Annotated in this window: 17 protein-coding genes; 9 read left to right on the top strand and 8 right to left on the bottom strand. The window is 71.7% G+C overall.

What is annotated here, in order from left to right:
- Positions 1-166 precede the first annotated feature (166 nt).
- The 4 genes from KME77_RS10890 to KME77_RS10875 are packed head-to-tail and all read left to right on the top strand — an operon-like array spanning position 167 to position 3581.
- Entirely contained in the window at positions 167-1003 is an 837-nt protein-coding gene (locus KME77_RS10890; RefSeq protein WP_219465195.1) for a phosphoenolpyruvate hydrolase family protein, read from the top strand.
- A 15-nt stretch (positions 1004-1018) separates the two neighbouring features.
- Positions 1019-1468: a VOC family protein gene (locus KME77_RS10885; RefSeq protein WP_219465193.1), complete on the top strand. Its 450-nt coding sequence runs from the start codon at positions 1019-1021 to the stop codon at positions 1466-1468.
- A gap of 38 nt (positions 1469-1506) precedes the next feature.
- Complete coding sequence (locus KME77_RS10880) at positions 1507-2832, top strand: MFS transporter (RefSeq protein WP_219465191.1); 1326 nt, start codon at positions 1507-1509, stop codon at positions 2830-2832.
- A 59-nt stretch (positions 2833-2891) separates the two neighbouring features.
- Entirely contained in the window at positions 2892-3581 is a 690-nt protein-coding gene (locus tag KME77_RS10875) for a GntR family transcriptional regulator (protein WP_219465183.1), read from the top strand.
- Between the two features lie 46 nt (positions 3582-3627).
- Here the strand turns inward: KME77_RS10875 and KME77_RS10870 are convergent, their stop codons facing one another.
- From KME77_RS10870 to KME77_RS10855, 4 genes are all read right to left on the bottom strand, one after another.
- Positions 3628-4461, bottom strand: coding sequence for an SPFH domain-containing protein (locus KME77_RS10870; protein WP_219465181.1), 834 nt, complete (start codon positions 4459-4461; stop codon positions 3628-3630).
- 68 nt (positions 4462-4529) lie between these two features.
- Positions 4530-4925 carry a YybH family protein gene (locus KME77_RS10865; RefSeq protein ID WP_219465179.1) on the bottom strand — a complete coding sequence of 132 codons (396 nt, stop codon included), beginning with the start codon at positions 4923-4925 and terminating at the stop codon, positions 4530-4532.
- 84 nt (positions 4926-5009) lie between these two features.
- A complete protein-coding gene (locus KME77_RS10860; protein ID WP_219465171.1) occupies positions 5010-6287 on the bottom strand; it encodes a cryptochrome/photolyase family protein in 1278 nt (425 codons plus the stop codon).
- Between the two features lie 254 nt (positions 6288-6541).
- Positions 6542-7072, bottom strand: coding sequence for a phospholipase (locus KME77_RS10855; RefSeq protein WP_219465169.1), 531 nt, complete (start codon positions 7070-7072; stop codon positions 6542-6544).
- Between the two features lie 354 nt (positions 7073-7426).
- On the opposite strand from KME77_RS10855, the gene KME77_RS10850 reads away from it, so the two are divergent.
- Entirely contained in the window at positions 7427-7858 is a 432-nt protein-coding gene (locus KME77_RS10850) for a VOC family protein (RefSeq protein ID WP_219465167.1), read from the top strand.
- A gap of 56 nt (positions 7859-7914) precedes the next feature.
- Here the strand turns inward: KME77_RS10850 and KME77_RS10845 are convergent, their stop codons facing one another.
- Entirely contained in the window at positions 7915-8466 is a 552-nt protein-coding gene (locus KME77_RS10845; RefSeq protein WP_219465158.1) for a DoxX family protein, read from the bottom strand.
- A gap of 365 nt (positions 8467-8831) precedes the next feature.
- The gene (locus tag KME77_RS10840; protein ID WP_219465156.1) at positions 8832-10970 is read right to left on the bottom strand and encodes a helicase-associated domain-containing protein; all 2139 of its coding nucleotides are present in this window, start codon (positions 10968-10970) and stop codon (positions 8832-8834) included.
- Between the two features lie 148 nt (positions 10971-11118).
- Here KME77_RS10840 and KME77_RS10835 point away from each other — a divergent pair, with 148 nt between their 5' ends.
- Complete coding sequence (locus tag KME77_RS10835) at positions 11119-12354, top strand: PP2C family protein-serine/threonine phosphatase (protein WP_219465154.1); 1236 nt, start codon at positions 11119-11121, stop codon at positions 12352-12354.
- Positions 12355-12377: 23 nt separating this feature from the next.
- Here KME77_RS10835 and KME77_RS10830 read toward each other — a convergent pair whose 3' ends face one another.
- Together KME77_RS10830 and KME77_RS10825 are read right to left on the bottom strand one after the other, a co-directional pair.
- Positions 12378-13421 carry a 1-acyl-sn-glycerol-3-phosphate acyltransferase gene (locus KME77_RS10830; RefSeq protein WP_219465152.1) on the bottom strand — a complete coding sequence of 348 codons (1044 nt, stop codon included), beginning with the start codon at positions 13419-13421 and terminating at the stop codon, positions 12378-12380.
- A 25-nt stretch (positions 13422-13446) separates the two neighbouring features.
- The gene (locus tag KME77_RS10825; RefSeq protein ID WP_219465145.1) at positions 13447-14259 is read right to left on the bottom strand and encodes a patatin-like phospholipase family protein; all 813 of its coding nucleotides are present in this window, start codon (positions 14257-14259) and stop codon (positions 13447-13449) included.
- 96 nt (positions 14260-14355) lie between these two features.
- Between KME77_RS10825 and KME77_RS10820 the strand changes: the two genes are divergently transcribed.
- From KME77_RS10820 to KME77_RS10810, 3 genes are read left to right on the top strand one after another with little or no spacing between them, the layout of a single operon-like run.
- Entirely contained in the window at positions 14356-15267 is a 912-nt protein-coding gene (locus tag KME77_RS10820) for an ABC transporter ATP-binding protein (protein ID WP_219465143.1), read from the top strand.
- Positions 15245-16039 carry an ABC transporter permease gene (locus KME77_RS10815; RefSeq protein ID WP_219465141.1) on the top strand — a complete coding sequence of 265 codons (795 nt, stop codon included), beginning with the start codon at positions 15245-15247 and terminating at the stop codon, positions 16037-16039. The genes KME77_RS10820 and KME77_RS10815 overlap by 23 nt, the downstream gene beginning before the upstream one ends.
- A 7-nt stretch (positions 16040-16046) precedes the next feature.
- On the top strand, positions 16047-17063 hold the full coding sequence (locus KME77_RS10810; protein WP_246609561.1) for a PucR family transcriptional regulator: 1017 nt from the start codon (positions 16047-16049) through the stop codon (positions 17061-17063).
- Positions 17064-17084: the final 21 nt, after the last annotated feature.

Raw genomic sequence — 17084 nt, 5'->3', positions numbered from 1 at the left:
CCGGGCGGGGGGGCCGTTCCCCGCCCCGGGCGCCCGACGCCGCGTTCGCCGACGAGATCACGACGCGGCTCGCCGGCCGGGTGGAGGTCCGCCGGGTGGCCGCGCACATCAACGAGCCCGCCTTCGCGCGGGCGGCCTGCGAGGCCCTGCTGGAAAGGACGCCAGGATGAACAGACGGATCGCCCGCGAGGAGATCCTGCGCCGGCTGCGCGAGGAGATCACGGCCGGCCGCCAGATCGTCGCGACCGGCGCCGGGAGCGGCCTGGTGGCGCGCGTGGCCGACCGGTCGGCGGTGGACCTGATCGTCGTCTACTCCTCGGGCAAGTTCCGCCAGGACGGGCTGGCCAGCATCGTCGGCGCGCTGCCGGTGGCCAACGCCAACGAGGTGATGCTGGAGCTGGGCCGCGAGCGGATCTTCCCCGTCGTCCGGGACACCCCCGTGATCGGCGGCATCTACACCCACGACCCGACCAGGGACCTGGACGACCTTCTCGACCAGATGATCACGACCGGCTACAGCGGCGTCATCAACTTCCCCACCGTGGGCCGCATCGACGGCTCCTACCGCGCCGACCTGGAGAGCCTGGGGTTCGGGTTCGCCCAGGAGGTGGAGATGCTGCGCCGCGCCGCCGCGCGCGACCTGCTCACGCTGGCCTACGTCTACACCCCGCACGAGGCCGCCCAGGTGGTGGAGGCGGGCGTGGACGTGGTGGTCGCGCACGGCGGGGTGACCGGCGGCGGCGACATCGGCCTGGCCAGGACCCGCACCCTGGACGCCACCGCCGAGACGTTCACCGGCATCTTCGACGCCGCCCGCGCCGCCCGCGACGACGTCGTCGTGCTCACCCACGGCGGGCCGATCATCACGCCCGAGGACGCGGCCGAGATCGCCGCCCGCACCGGCGCGCACGGGTTCGTCGGCGCCTCCAGCACCGAACGCATCCCCATCGAGAACGCGCTCAAGACCGTCTACGCCGCCTTCAAGGCCGGCCCCGGCGCCTGAGATCAGGAAGAGAACATGGCAACCGACCACACCCTGCACCACATCGGCATCACCGTCGCCGACCTGGACGTCGCCGAGGCGTTCTGGGAGGCGCTGCTGCGCACCAAGTCCGTGCGCCGCTACACCATCGAGGGCCCGTTCATCGCCGAGATGAGCGGCTACGACGGGGTGCGCATCCTGGGCAGCCAGGTGAACCTGCCCTCCGGCGGCTACCTGGAGCTGCTGCAGTACCTCGACCGTCCCGAGGGCCCGAACTCCCCGGAGACCGCCCACCCGGGCAACGTCCACATCTGCCTGGTCGTCGAGGACGCGCAGGCCGAATGGGACAGGGCCGTCTCGCTCGGGGCCACGCCCCGCAGCGCCCGCCCGGTGACCGTCCCCTCCGGCGCGAACGCCGGCGCGCTCACCGGATACCTGCGCACGTCCGACGGCGTGACGATCGAGCTTTTCCAGCCGCCCCGCTGACGCCGGGCACACCCCTCACCCAGAAAAAGGACCATCAGATGACACAACACCCCGCCGAGGCCGAGGACACCGCCGTCGCCCCGGCCGCCGACCCCGCCAGCATCCGACGCGCCGTCATGGCGGGCGGCGTCGGATCGGTGCTGGAGTGGTACGACTTCTTCGCCTACGGCACCGCCGCCTCCCTGGTGTTCGGCCACGTCTTCTTCCCGAACATCAGCAGCGCCGGCGGCACCCTGGCCGCCTTCGCCACGTACGGCGTCGGCTTCTTCGCCCGGCCGGTCGGCGGCCTGGTCTTCAGCCACTTCGGCGACCGGATCGGGCGCAAGATGATCCTGATCATCACGCTGATCATGATGGGCGTCGCCACCACCCTGATCGGCCTGCTGCCCTCCTACGAGTCCATCGGCATCGCCGCGCCGATCCTGCTGGTGGTGCTCCGCCTGGTCCAGGGCTTCGCCGCGGGCGGCGAGCTGGGCGGCGCGATCGTGCTGGCGCTGGAGTACTCCGGCCCGCGCAAGCGCGGGTTCAACACCTCGTGGATGGCCTGCGGCGTGATCGGCGGCCTGCTGCTGTCCTCGGCCGTCTTCACCGTCTGCACGGCCGTGTTCAGCGAGACCGCCTTCCAGGAGTACGGTTGGCGCATCCCGTTCGTCGTCAGCATCCTGCTGGTGGCGACCGGCATGTACGTCCGGCTCAAGGTCGAGGAGTCGCCGCTGTTCAACGAGGTGCGCAAGAGCGGCAACCAGGTTCGCGTCCCGGTCGTGGAGGTGGTGCGCACGCACAAGCGCTCGCTGCTCGTGGTGATGGGCGCCCGGCTGATCGACAACGGCGTCTTCTTCATCTACTCCGTCTACCTGCTCAACTACGCCAAGGAGGCGACGGACCTGTCCAGCACCGCGGCGCTGATCGCCCTGTCGCTGGCCTGCGTCGTGGCGCTGGTGCTGGTCCCGTGGTTCGCCTCCCTGTCCGACCGGTACGGCCGGCGCCCGGTGTTCATGGCCGGGGCCGGGTTCTCGATCCTGGCCGCGTTCCCGATCTTCGCGATGGCCACCACGGGCAACCCGCTGCTGTTCGGGCTCGCGCTCATCCTGGGCATCGCGGTGGGCTGGGGCATGGTCACCGCGGTGGTGGGCGCCTACTTCGCCGAGCTGTTCCCGGCCCGGCTGCGGTACTCGGGCATCACGCTCGGCCGGGAGATCTCCTCGATCTTCGCCGGCGGGCTGTCGCCGTTCATCGCCGCGGCCCTGCTGACCACCACGGGCTCGATCTGGCCGGTGGCCGGGTACGCGATCCTGCTCTCTGCGGTCTCGCTGATCGCGGTCTACTACGGGCCGGAGACCTACCGCCTGGAATCGCTGCGTTAGCCGCCGTCGCCCGAAGCCCTACGATATCTGAGACACCAGATGCCACGGTTGGAGAGGACATGACCGGAGACATGGAGTCCCTGAAACCGCTGACCCAGCGGCCGGACAACCTGACGACGATGGTCTACGACTCTATCCGCCGGGCGATCATCACCCGCGCGCTGCCCCCGGGATCACGGGTCAGCGAGGCCAGGCTCGCCGAGTCGCTGCAGGTCAGCAAGACGCCGGTGCGTGAGGCGCTGCTGCGCCTCATGCACGCCGGGCTGATCGTGTCGGACGGGCGGCGCGGCGGGCTGATCGCCAAGCCGTCGGCCGCCGCGCTGCAGGCCGCCTACGAGCTGCGCGAGGCGCTGGAGGGCCAGACCGCGCGGCTGGCGGCCCGCAACGCGGCCGACGACGACCTCGCCACGATCGGGCGGGCGGCCGAGCAGTGCCTGGCCGGGGCGCTGGCCGGCGACCTGGAGACCTTCCGCGCCCAGGACAAGGAGTTCCACCTGGCGGTCGCGGCGGCGGCGCACAGCCCCTACCTGCGCGACGCCATGGCCGACGCCTACGACCTGGTCTGGACGCTGCGCCTGCGCGACTCCCCCACCGCCGACACCGCCACGTCCTGCGCGCACGACCACACCGCCATCCTCGCCGCGATCACCGCGAGCGACGACACGCGCGCCGGTGAGCTGATGAGCGCCCACGTGCGCAAGGTGGCCACCTCCGTCCTCGGCGCGATGGCAGTCAACCCCGCCACCTGACGGCCGAACCCGCGCGGCCCCTTCGCCCTCGTCCACTTGCCGGCGGCTACTTGGGGGTGATGTTGACGGCGCTGCCCGTCGGGACCGGGACGATCGTCACCTTGCCGTCCTGGATGGCCTTGTAGAGGATCGCGCCCTGCGGCCCGAGCACCTTGGCCAGCTTCTCCAGCGACTTCAGCTCGGTCAGCGCGCGGGTGTTCTCCGCCTCCTGGGCCTTCTGCCGCTCCTGCGCGGCCTGCGTCTCGGTCTGGGCGTCCACTATCGTCTTGGGCGGCTCGGGCTGGCGGATGATGAACTGCAGCCGCTCGAAGTACTGGCCCTGGGTCAGGCTGGCCACGTACTGGTTGGTCAGCTTGGCCATGTCCTGCTCCCACAGCGCCTTCTGCGCCGGGTTGGAGTACAGGTCGCGCCAGTTGTACTTGAGGGTCGCCTCGTCCATGGCCCGCTCGACGCTGTTGCCGATGTAGAACTGCAGCATCCGCCTCCAGCCCTCGGCCTCGTACGCCTCGTACTTCTTGCCGATGTTCTCGTGGAAGGCCTGGAGCTTCTTGCAGTCGGAGGCGGAGAAGTAGAAGGTCAGCCCGCCGGACATGGTCATGATCTGACCGTCCTTGCTGACCGAGGTGATCGGCTTGCCCTCGGACTCGTCACGGCCGGTGAAGTCGAAGGTGCGCTGGCCGTTCGGGTAGCGGTAGCCCTCGTCACCCGGCCCGGACACGTCGCGGGTGGACGGTTTGAGGCACTCCTGGAACGTGGTCGAGCTGAACATGCCGGCGTCGTAGACGATGCCGCCCTCGTCGGGCTCGACGTTCGTGACCGAGCAACCGGTCAGGGCCACGGCGGCGAGCAGGCCAAGGGGAGCTAAAGGGATGTGCTTCACTGTGAGATCTCCTCGGGGGAGGCGGGGTGCGGAGCTGTCCGCGAAGAGATCAGGGATCTTATTGGGTGTCAAGCGGTGATTGTGGTGCCTTGGGCGGAGATGAGATGCCAGGCGCCCTGGGGGCCGGCGGCGTACACGTGGGTGTAGCGGCTGCCGGCGCTGAAGGAGGTCCCGTCGGGGTTGGTGACGTTCATTCCGGTGCGTCCGACGACGATGCCCACGCTCCCGTCCCCGGCGAACCGGACGACCGCCTCGTCCGGGAACGAGTCGATCCGCGGGAACCGCAGGGACCCGGACGCCACCAGATCGAGGATCATCCCCTTGCCGGCCAGCGCCCCGTCCTCGACGCCCACCAGGACGAAGTCGTCCGACAGCAGCTCCTTCAGCAGGTCGTGGTCGCCGGCCACCAGGGCGTCGAAGAAGCTCTGGTCGTGCTTGAGGAGGGTGGCCCGGTCGGTGCTCATGCGCGTCGCGTCCGTTTCGTCGATGGTCGGAGGATCGACGGTAAACGTTGACGCCGGTGACAAGGTCAAGCGAGCATCGGCGATTTACCGCTGCTCGCGCTCCGTGTCGTCGCCGCCGTCCAGCCGCGCCGGATACCCGGCCGGGAGCGAGGACAGCCGCCAGGGCTCGTGCACGTCCTTGCCGGGCACGCCGGCCAGCTCGGGCACGTAGCGGCGGACGTAGTCGCCCGACGGGTCGAACCGCCTGGCCTGGCGCAGCGGGCTGAACGCCCGGTTGGGGCGGGTGTCGTTGCCGGTGCCCGCCACCCACTGCCAGTTGCCCGAGTTGTTGGCCACGTCGCCGTCGAGCAGGTGCTCGAAGAAGTGCGCGGCGCCGTCCCGCCAGTCGACCCCGAGGAGTTTGACCAGGTAGGAGGCCACGATGAGGCGGGCCCGGTTGTGCATCCACCCCTCGGCCAGCAGCTGGCGCATCCCCGCGTCCACGATCGGCAGGCCGGTCATGCCCGCCTGCCATGCCTGCAGCGCGTCGCGGTCGTGCCGCCAGCGGCGTTCGGCGCGACGGTAGTTCTCGCGGCTGATCCGCGGGAACGCGTACGTCACCTGGTGGTGGAAGTCCCGCCAGCAGAGCTGGCGGACGAACTCCTCGCCGGCCTCCGCGCGGCCGGCCAGCTCCAGCGGCGACAGGCAGCCGAACCTCAGGTACGGGCTGAGCCGCGAGGTCCGGTCACCCGCGAGGTCGTCGTGCCCGTCGCCGTAGTCGCTCACGCCCTCCCGCAGCCAGCGCTCGGCGCGCTCGCGCCCGGCCGTCTCACCACCGGGCACGGCGCCCGCCCGGTGGCCGGGGATCCGGCCGGCGGCGAGCTTCGAGGGGAGAGTGATCCTGCCGGGCGGCGGCAGCGCCGGGCGCCGTCCGTACTTGGTCCAGGCGCGCCAGTACGGGGTGAACACGCGGAAGTGGTCACCGCCGCCGGAGGGCCGCAGCTCGCCCGGCGGCACGACGGTGAGGCCGGGAAAGCGCAGGAACTCGATCCGCTCCTCGCCGAAGCGCTCCTCGCGCCGCCTGGCCAGGCCGCTGACGTCGGCGCTGACGCAGATCGTCTCCGCGCCCACCTCGGCCGCCAGCTTCATCGTCTCGCGGACGACGTCACCCTCCCGCACCACCAGGTCGCCCCCGCGCGTCCGCAGGGAGCCGCGCAGGTCGGCCAGGCACTCCAGCAGGAACTCCCGCCGCCGGCCCGCCGGCACGGCCGGGTCCAGCACGAACAGGGGCACGACCCGCTCGGCCCGCTCGCAGGCGGCGGTGAGCGCCGGGTGGTCGTGCACGCGCAGGTCCCGGTTGAACAGGACGATCGCCGTGGTCATCGAGGGGTTCCGGGCCGTAGGTCGCGCATGGTGACAGTCTGCTGCACGCGCGTACGCGGGGCAGCACGGGGATCGCCGGAGCGAGCGGCCAGGAACTCCAGGTGATGGCCTTCCGGAGACCGGATGGGGGCCTGCGAAAGGCGAGTGCCGCCCGGCATCCGGACGGCACTCGGAAAGACGGTGAGAAGCGGGCCGCTCACGGGCGGCCCGGCTTCAGGACATGGTTTACAGGACCCGGTTCCAGAACCCGGCTTTCAGGACTCGGCGTTCTTGTAGGCCAGCTCGACCTCCTGCTTGACCTGCTGGATCTGCTGCTCCGTCACGGTCAGGTTGCCGAATTCCTTGACGGCCTGGTAATACGTCCAGGCCAGACCGTTGCACGTTGACTTGGCAATACCCGAGTATCCGTTGCACACCTGCTGCATGTCGAAGTAGAAAGCGCTGTCGATACGGGCCTTGTTCGCCGGGAACTGGTTGACGGCCTTGTAATTGCGGTAGCCGAAATCGTGCCGCCGGCACGGCATCCGGAAATCGAAGCCGAGCGGCTGGTCGGGGCTGCTGGAGCACAGGTCGGTCGACCAGTCGAAGGCGTAGTCGGCCCATGCTCCCTGGTTGGACCAGGCGGCGCGCCAGGCGGCGGCGCTCGCGGCCGTGGGCTGGCTGAAGTTGGAAAGCGCGGCGAGTTTCTGCTCCAGCGTCACGGCCTGGGCCGGTAACGCGAAGCCGAGCACGGCTGCCAGGGAGAGGACGACGGGGGAGAGGACCACAAGGAAGCGCCTGAACATGAGAACTGCTCCTCTTGCCGGGGGGTGGCGGATGCGTGTCGCGGCAACGTTCGCCCAACGCCCTAACTTTGCGGCGAAAAGCCGGGGAACACGGAAGCAGATCTTGCTCAACTTCTCTGGAAGTGTTCGCGCGATACAGCCCTTTACAACGGGCCGATATTCTGTCAATGGCGGTGTCAGCAGGCGCCTTCACGGAACGTCTTCGAGCACAATCTTAGGGGGACGAGCCTGGGGGAGGAGTACTCTCGGGGACAGTTTCAGGGGACTGTCAGGAGGCGCTCCGGGGGCCACCGGAAACCCCTGCCCATTCCGGGGCTCGCCTCCCGGCGGCGACCACGACAGGCGGAGGCGCGGATGACCGAAACCCCACCCCCCGAGACCTTCCTCGGCTGCCGGCCGAACCTGTTGGTGAGCGACCTGTCCGCCAGCCTGCGCTTCTACTCGGAGGCGCTCGGCTTCCGGATCGGCTGGCACTGGTCCGACCGCCGGGCCCGCTTCCTGCGGGACGAACACGGCGAACCAGGCGAGCCCGGCACCGCGCTCGTGGGCCGCGACCGGGCCCAGATCATCCTGACCCAGGTGGCCGGCGTCCACAGCACCTGGCTGCACCTCGACGTCCCCACGCCCGCCCAGGTGGACCGGCTGTTCGAGGAGTGGCGGGCCCGCGACGTGACCGTCGCCGAGCCTCCGGTGACGCGCCCCTGGGGCATGTACGAGATGCGCCTCCACGACCCGGACGACCACCTCCTCCGCGTCAGCTCACCACCCCCGCCCCCCTCGACCTGACCGCTCCGCCGAACCACCTGGGCTGCCCGAACCACCCGAACCATCCGGGCCACCCGCTAGGCCCCCAGCGCCTGCCGTTCCGCCGCTCTTGCGGTGTCCACCTCGTGCGCCGCGTCCACCTGGCCTGCCGTGCGGGCCGCGCGGTGCGCCGACCAGGCCGCCCAGAGCGCGACCCCGATGTACAGCACCTGCTCCGGCACCCGCAGCCACAGCGGCGTCGCCGCCCCGCCGTTGAACGGCACGTCCGCGACGGCGGCGTAGACGTTGGCCGGCAGCAGCCCGACGAACAGCGCCGCGAGCGCGACCCCGGCGGCGCGACGCGTCACCCCGAGCACCAGCCCGGCCGCGCCGAGCAACTCCAGCACGCCGGTCACGTACACCATCAAGCTCGGGTACGGCACGAACGGCGGCACCATGCGCACCAGGTCGGCGTGCGTGGGCATGACCGTGACGCTGTCCGGGACGAAATGGGCACTGGCCGTGAGAACGAGCATGGCGGCCAGCCCGTGGGCGGCACTGGCTCCCCAGGTGGCGAACCGGCGAACGCCTCGCGCACCCAGAAGGCGGAAGGCGAGGGTGCCAATGGTGAGGACGAGTAGGGCTTCCATTGCTTCTCCATTGGGTAGTGTCACTATCTAATAATGGATAGTAGCACTATCTAGCGCAGGGTGGGTCGGAAGCGGCGCGCGTCCCCGCCGTCGCGAGGCGGACGTGATCGAAGTGCTGGTCGGCGGGGGCAGAGCAGGGAATTCCCAGCCCAAGCGACTCCGCTCCAGGCCGAGCCTTGGTGCCGTCCAGAGGCTAAGGAGAGGGGAGTGTGAGGGGGCGGTAGCCCCCTCACCTGGGAAGGCGCCCGAGCGTTAGCGAGGACCGTGCTTTTGTGGGGGTGTGGAGGGCGCCGAGCCCCCCACTGGGCGCAGCCCGGAGCGTCATTGCGCGGTAGCGCCCCCGAAAGGTGGAGGCCCATGTTTGGTCAGGGGGCGCGCCTGGCGCCGGGTTGTTCGACCAGGGTGGCGCCCGTCTCGGCCTCCAGGGCCGGGGCGTAGCCGGCCGCCCGGAGGGCCTCCATGGTCTCGCCCTCCGGCTTCCCGCTGATCAGAACCGTCGGGGCGATCTGCCGCAGACCCAGGTGCCGCAGGGGCCGGGCGTGGACGAGCTCCGTCAGCAGGGCCTCGTCGTCGGAGCGGACGCAGCAGCCCGACCGGACCACGCGCATGCGGCCGTGGGCTCGGCCGACGTCGTTGACCAGGTACTCCAGCGGCTGGGGCAGCCCCGACTCCGCCACCGCCCGCAGGCGGTCGAGCAGGGTGGCGGCCGTGTGGCCGGCGTCGAGCGCCGATCGTACGGAGGCCTGGGTGATGCGCCACACCACGGCGTGGCCCTCGGACTCGCGCACGCCGACCGTGCTCAGCAGCGCGGCCAGCGTCGCGCCGGGGACGCCGCTCACCACGGCGGTCAGATCCGTCTGGAAGCGGGCCGTGGAGCGCGGCGCGGGGAGCATCGCGGCCAGAGCGGGGGTGAGCGTGGTGTGCGGGGACTTCCACGCCTGGCCGGTTCGCAGGAGAGCCAGCACGGTGTGGCCCAGCTCGGTCAGGCAGCCGTCGGCGAGCACGCCGAGCTGGGTGGCCTCGCGCAGCGTGGCGTCGATGCGCTGGGCACCCGTGGCCGGGTCGGTGGGCATGCGCACGGGGCGGTGCCAGGTCGCGGCGGCCACCAGGTAGGGGGCGGCGTCGGCCACGCGCAGGCCGGGGGCCGCCGCCAGGGCCTCCAGGAGCGCGTACCGGAGGCTGACCGCGTCCGGGTCGTCGCTCCTGCCCAGAGCGTCCCTGACGTAGGCGGCCGTGCCCTGGGCCGGAGCCGGGTCCCACAGCGGGATGGACCGGCACACGACCCAGGCGGCGATGATCGGGACCAGCCGCTGGGCGGGCTCGCGCGCCACCCACTTGTCGTACCCCTTGGTGGGCAGCACGACGTACGAAGGGCCCTCGCGCCGGTTCGCGGCCGGCTCGGGCACGACCCCCAGGAGGCCGGCCCGGAAGCACAGCTCCAGCAGCAGCTCCGGGGAGGTGATCTCCTTGGCCAGCCGCTTGAGGTCGCGCAGCGCGACGCCGCCCGATCGGCGGACCGGCAGCGGCTGCGCGACGCATCCGGCGAGGAGGCGTTCGAGCTGCCAGGTCAGCGTGTTGACGGCGGCCTGGGCGGTGGGCTCGACGCGTTCGGCGCGGGGGAGGTCGCCCGGCTCGGGAGGGTGCGGGGTGAAGGGGGCCCGCACCTCACCGCGTACGGCCATCGCGACCTCCAGCGGCAGCTCGGCCGTCCCCACGACCCCGGCGGGCAGCAGCAGCCCCCTGGCCGCCAGCCAGTCGGCGCCCGCGTGCCCGGAGCCGCCCGCGAAGAAGGTGTACTTGTTCGACCCGTACGACCCCGCCAGGTGGAAGCAGCGCACCTCGACCCCCGGCCCCTCGTACGCGAGCCGGTCCAGCAGTTCCTTGGCCGAGGCGGGCGCCTTGTCCAGCAACGTGCGAAGGCGTGCGGGATCGGTCAGGTACGCGACGACGTTCCGTTGCGCGGCCTCCCGGCTCGGAGCCTGGTCCAGGCCCAGGGCGGTGGCCAGCCGGTGGACCTCGGGCGCGTTCAGGTACTGGGAGATCAGCCGCGCGACCGGCCGGCCCAGGCCCAGGTCCGTGGTCAGGTACCGGTGCACGTAGGAGGGCGCCACGATCTGCTCCCCGTGCGGCGGGTGGAGCAGGGCCTGGTCGGCGAGCCGGTCGAGGGTGGCCTCCGCCTCCGCCCGCAGCGTCTCGTCGTGGCCCGCCAGCAGGCCCACGACCTCCGTACGGGCCACGGCGCGGTCACCGGCGGCCCAGCGGTCCTCGGGGAACGGGCCGTCCCGCTGGGCCGACAGCCAGGAGATCGCGCGCAGCGCCTGGAGGTCGGGCAGGGTGCAGAACCCCGCCAGCCGGGCGATCACCTGCTCCTGCTGGAGGAGGTGGACGTATTCGTCCGGCGACGGCTCGCGGCCGCGGCTGCGCAGCGCGCCCCGATCGGCCAGGAGGCTGAGCTGTGCGGGGGTGCGCGTGGCCAGCCAGTCCTTCAAGGCATCACGGAGCATGGGAAAAGCCTAGTGGGGGCGGGCGTCACCGCCGCCTGGCGAGCCCGCCGGACAGGCCCGGCGAATGTCTGTTCCGAGCGCGCCGGCCGGGGAGTCCGGGGCCTGTCGCGAGGGTAGGAAAGGTCTCTGAGACGGAGGAGGCACGCGCATGCGGAGCGAGGGCGAGCTCATGCTGGGCGGCCTGCTGAGCGCGAGCCACCAGGCCGCGATCGAGGACGTGCCGGGCCTGGTCGCCGAGCACGCCGGGCCGGTGGGGTTCACCCAGATCCTGATCTACGTGGTCGACCTGCAGCAACGCTTCCTTGTGCCGTTGCCGGACCAGCGGGATACGGCGGGGGAGCCGCTGCTGCCGCTGCGCATCGACTCCACGCTGGCCGGGCGCGCCTACCGCGACGTGGAGGTGGTCCAGGGCAAGCTGCCCGTCGAGGACGGGCCGCAGCCGCCTGGGGAGGGCGAGCGGCGGCGGCTGTGGGCGCCGCTGCTCGACGGGACCGAGCGGGTCGGCGTCATGGCGGTGACGGTTCCCGAGGACGGCGACGACGTCGGCTGGCGGGTCAGGCAGCTGGCCGCGCTGGTCTCGCTGCTGCTGGTCAGCAAGCGCAACTACAGCGACACGTACGCCTCGCTCGTACGGACCGAGTCCATGAACCTGTCGGCCGAGGTGCTGTGGAACCTGATGCCCCCCAACACGTTCGCCAACGACCGGGTGGTCGTCTCCGCCGCGCTCGAACCGGCGTACTACGTGGGCGGCGACGCCTTCGACTACGCCATCGGCGGGGAGACGCTGCACCTGTCGATCTTCGACGCCATGGGGCACGACGTCTCGGCGGGGCTGACCGCGACGATCGCCATCGGCGCCTGCCGCAACAACCGGCTGCGCGGCGCGGGGCTGCCGGCGGCGAGCGAGGCGATCGACGCGGCGATCGCGGGCCAGTTCGGGCAGACCCGGTTCGCGACGGGCATCCTGGCCGACCTGAACTTCCGCACCGGCGAGCTGACCTGGGTCAACCGCGGCCACCACCCGCCGATGGTGATCAGGCGCGGGCGCCGGGTCGCCACGCTGCGGACCGAACCGTCGCCGCCGATGGGCTTCCGGCTGGGGCTGTCCTCGGGGCTGGAGCGCTACCAGCTCGAACGCGGTGACCGCCTGCTCTTCTACACCGACGGCATCATCGAGGCGCAGAGCCCGTGCGGGGAGCTGTTCGGGCTGGAGCGGTTCGTCGACTTCGTGGTGCGCCGCGAGGCCGACGGGATGTCGTCACCCGAGACGTTGCGCCGCCTGATCCAGTCCATCCTGGAGCACCAGCACGGCAGGCTCCAGGACGACGCCACGGTGCTCAGCGTCGAATGGAAGGCCGAGAGGGAGCACCTGCTCACCTTCTGAGGCCTCTGAGGACGGGGCCGCTCTCAGCCGGCGCGGTCCGCCTTCCGCTCCTCCGCCGCCGCCTCGCGCTGCGCGCTGATCCAGTCGTCGATCAGCTCCCACTGGTCGTACAGCCAGCGGATGCGCTCCTCCCGCTCCGGCGGGATCGCGGCGGCCGGCACCCGCCACCACTTCGCCGTGATGTGCGCCTCCAGCGGCAGCTTGCGCCACACGTCGCCGATCGTGATCAGGTCGTCCAGGCCCGTGTGCGCGACGAAGACCACGTCGGCCGAGGGGCACGACTCGATGGCCGCGATCGCCCCGCCGGGACGCGGCGGCAGCAGGTGGTCCATCGCGCGGGCCCGCGTGGCCTCCTCCTCCAGGCCCTTCTCCTCCAGCCGCCGGATGGCCAGCCGCCGCCGGCGCGGGGTGAAGTTGCCGCCCTCCGGGAAGATCACCAGGGCGTCGTCCTCGTCCATGGTGGCCGACAGCCGCCTGATCTCGTCGATGATGCCGCTCTCGGCGGTGCGGCGGGGGACGAAGGCGTTCGGCAGCCGGTTGATCACCACGTCGAGCGACGGGTCGAACTGCAGCGCCGCCTTCATCACGATCCGCGGCCTGCGCGCGTACCGGTCCAGGAGGTGGTAGATGAGCAGGAACGAGTCGCCGGGGCCGGCGTGCCGGGCCAGGACGATCACCGGGCGGGTCAGGCGCGCGTCCATCTCCTCCTGGGTCAGCGGCGGCTCCTCGACGTCCACGGTCAGCCGGAAGATCCGCACCGCGACGCCGTACACCTTGGACAGGAACCACCTGATCAGCGCGTAGTGGCGCTCCTGCTGCCGGTCGCGGCCGCCGAACGCGCCCGCCACCCAGAGCACCAGGCAGGACACCAGCACCGCCGACTCCAGCGTCAGCCACGCCATCCCGAACCAGGCGAAGCGCAGCCCCCGCCGCTGCGGCGGCTTGAGCCGCAGCGACGCGGCGAACGTCACCGCCACCCACAACGGCAGCGTGATCAGCACGAACACGGTCACGACGATGACGAGGGGGGCGAGAATGAGGCGCCGCAGGATGCGTGGGGGCAGCAACGTCGGCCTCCCTGGGGTCAGACCCTCATCGTCCTCTCGTCTGAAGATAACGGGAAGACGCGTGATAGGCGCGTTCGATGTAGTGGGAGATCTGGGAAAGGTCGCGGTAGCGCAGGTTCGACAGCGGCTGCGACGCGCCGGCGGGCAGCACGTGCACCTCGACGTCGGACGGCAGCGTGGCCATCTCCTCGGCGAACCGGTGCCTGCGGGCGATCTCGAAGGCCACCATGCCCACCTCCCACGGCCGCCGCGGCACGCTGAGCGGCCGCTCGATCCGCCCCACGTGCAGGACGTAGACGCGCTTGGCGCCGAGCTGCACGGCCCGGCCGACGGGGATGCTGTGCACCAGGCCGCCGTCGAAGAAGTGCTCGCCCCCGATCGTCACCGGCGGCAGCAGCCCCGGCACCGCGCACGAGGCCAGCACCGCGTCGACCAGGGGCCCGCTGTCGAACCAGTGCGCCGTCGCCCGCTCCACCGAGGCCGCCACGCACTGGAACGGCACGGCCAGCTCCTCGATGCGGGAAACCGGGACCAGCTCGCTCAGGAGCGCTCGCAGCGGCCCGATCGGGTGCAGGTGCGTACCGGTCCGCGCCAACGTGGACAACCGGGTCACCCACGAGCCCGCGAACGCCGTACGTACCACGTCGGAGCACCACAACGACGACAGCCGGCTCACCGCGCACCCCGGCTCGGCGGCCAGCAGCACCCCGTTGAGCGCGCCGACCGACGTGCCCACCACCAGGTCGGGAACGATGCCCGCCTCGTCGAGGGCTTGGAGCATGCCCACCTCGTGCGCGCCCAGCACGCCTCCACCGCCGAGCACGAACGCCGTCTGCACAGCAGCACGTTACCGGCATCCGGCAACAAAGCGGCGCTCCAACCTGCCGGATCGCGCCACTGACGCCGGCCCCCGCTCCACGGGACCATTTCCTCCATGACAGCAGTGGTGCAGGCCGAGGGGCTGACCAAGTACTACGGCAGACGCCGTGGCCTGGAGGATCTCACCCTCGACATCCAACCGGGCGAGGTCTTCGGTTACCTCGGACCCAACGGGGCGGGAAAGACCACGACCATCCGGCTCCTGCTCGACGTCATCAGGCCGACGCGGGGCCTGGTACGGGTGCTCGGCGCGGACTCGCGCGACCCCGCGGTCCGGGGCCGGATCGGCTACCTGCCGGGCGAGCTGGCGCTGGAGGGCCGGGAACGGGCCAGGGACTACCTGGAGTTCCTCGGCAGGATCCGCGGCGGCGTGCCGGCCAGCCGCCTCGACGCGCTGGCCGAGCGGCTCGACGCCGACCTGAACGTGCCCATGGGCAAGCTCTCCAAGGGCAACAAGCAGAAGGTCGGGCTGATCCAGGCGTTCATGCACGAACCGGAGTTCCTCATCCTGGACGAGCCGACCGGCGGGCTCGACCCGCTGGTGCAGCAGGAGTTCCTGGCCATGGTGCGGGAGGTGCGCGCCTCGGGCCGCACCGTGCTCATGTCCTCGCACGTGCTGGCCGAGGTCGAGCACGTCTCCGACCGGGTCGGCATCGTGCGCGCCGGGCGGCTGGTCGCCGTCGAGAACGTGGCCGCGCTGCGCGAGAAGGCCGTGCGCCGGGTCGAGCTGCACTTCGACGCGCCGGTGCCCAAGGAGGCCTTCGAGGGGCTGGCGGGCGTGCGGGACCTGCGCGTGGAGGGGGCCGGGGTGAGCTGCACGATCGACGGCCGGCCGGACGCGCTGATCAAGGCGGCGGCGCGCTTCACTGTGGTGCACCTGGTCAGCGCGGAGCCGGACCTGGAGGAGATCTTCCTGACCTACTACAGCGAGGAGGACAGGCACCATGGTGTCGCAGAGCCTGCGTGACTGCCGGCGGGCGCTGATCTGGTGGACGATCGGCATCAGCGCCTTCCTCAGCGTGTACGTCAACGTCTACAACACCGTCAAACAGAACCCGCAGGTGTACGGGCAGGTCGCGCTCGACAAGTTCCCCGGCCCGCTGAAGGACCTCATGGGCCAGTCGCTGGAGAACTTCTCCAGCGGGGTCGGCTTCCTCCAGGGGGCGGTCTACCAGCTGTTCGTCCCGTTCCTGTTCGCCGCGTGCGCGATGGGCCTGGCCAACCGGGCCGTCGCCGGCCCCGAGGAGAACGGCACGCTGGAGCTCCTCGTCACGCTGCCGGTCGCCCGCGCCCGGCTGGTGCTGCAGCGCTTCGCCGCCATGGCGCTCGGGCTGCTCGCCGTGGCCGCCGTCACCTTCGTCCTCACCTGGCTGTTCGCCGAGGTGAACGAGATGGGGATCCCGTTCGGCAACATCCTGGCGGCGCACCTGGGCGTCTACCTGCTCGGGCTGTTCCTCGGCACGGTGACGCTTGCGGCAGGGGCCGCCACCGGCCGCAGGGGAGTGGCCATGGCGGTCATGGGGGTGTGGGCCGTGGCCGGGTACATGGTGATCACCATCGGCAGGAACGTCGAGGCCATCGCCTGGCTGAAGTGGGTCTCCCCGTTCCACTACTACGCCGAGGGCAGGCCGCTCTATGAGGGGCTGCCGGTCGGGGACTACCTTGTCCTGGCCGGGGCGACGGCCGTGCTGGCGCTCACCGCCGTCCTGTCGTTCGACCGGCGTGACGTAGGAGTGTGACGGGGTGATGACCACGATGCCCGCCGACCTGCTCGGCGGGCATCTCGACGCGCTCGGCGCGGCCGTCGCGACGGGACGCCTGCCGGACCGGGCGGCGCTCGACGGCTACCGGGCCGCCGGGACGCGGGCCGCCGAGCTGGGCGTCCCGCTGCGCGCCCTCGTCGACGCCGCGCTGGCCGCCGGGGAGAAGCTGGACTCGGCCGTCGTGGTGCCCGCGCTGCGCAGGGCCGTGTCGGCCCTCATGGAGGGCTACGAGCAGGCGCAGCTCAGCGCGATCCGGGGCGAGGAGGAGGCGCGCAGGGAGTTCGTGGACGACCTGCTGCTCGGGCGGGCCGAGCGGCTGGCCGAGCGGGCCGAGCACTTCGGGCTGCGCCTGGCCGAGTCGTACGCGGTGGCGGTCGCCCGCGGCCTGTCCCCGGACTCCGGCGAGCTGGGACGGATCGAGCGGGACCTGGTCGCCCGGTTCGGCTCGCACAACGTCCTGGTGGCCGTGCGCGACGGGCTGCTGGTGTGCGTGGCTCCGGCCACGCTGCCGGCGGCGCTGGGGGAGTTCACGCACCACGTGCGGACGCGGTTCCCGCCCGGCTGGCGGATCGGGACGGGACGGCCGCAGCGCGGGCCCGGAGGCGTGGTGGCCTCGTACCGGGAGGCGGCGGGCGCGCTCGACCTCGCCGACCGGCTCGGGCTGCGGCTCGACGTGGTCAAGGCGGCGGACCTGCTGGTGTTCCCGGTGCTGTTACGGGACAGGGCGGCGATGGAGGACCTGGTGACGAGCGTGCTGAGCCCGCTGACGCGGGCGCGCGGCGGCCACGAGCCGCTGCTGGAGACGCTGGAGGCGATCTTCGCCTCCCACGGCAACCAGACGGCCGCCGCGCGGCGGCTGGGGATCAGCCCGCGGGCGGTCACCTACCGGCTCGAACGCATCCGCCGCCTCACGGGCTTCTCCCCGGACGACCCCACCCAGCGCTTCACCCTGGAGACGGCGGTCCTGGGGGCGCGCCTGCTCGAATGGCCGTGGTCGTAGACGGGCGCCGCGGGGGGGGGG

Source organism: Nonomuraea rhizosphaerae (assembly GCF_019396405.1).
Lineage (GTDB): Bacteria > Actinomycetota > Actinomycetes > Streptosporangiales > Streptosporangiaceae > Nonomuraea > Nonomuraea rhizosphaerae.
The sequence above is the reverse complement of the archived record's forward strand: the minus strand, read 5'-3'. Positions and strand labels throughout refer to the sequence as shown.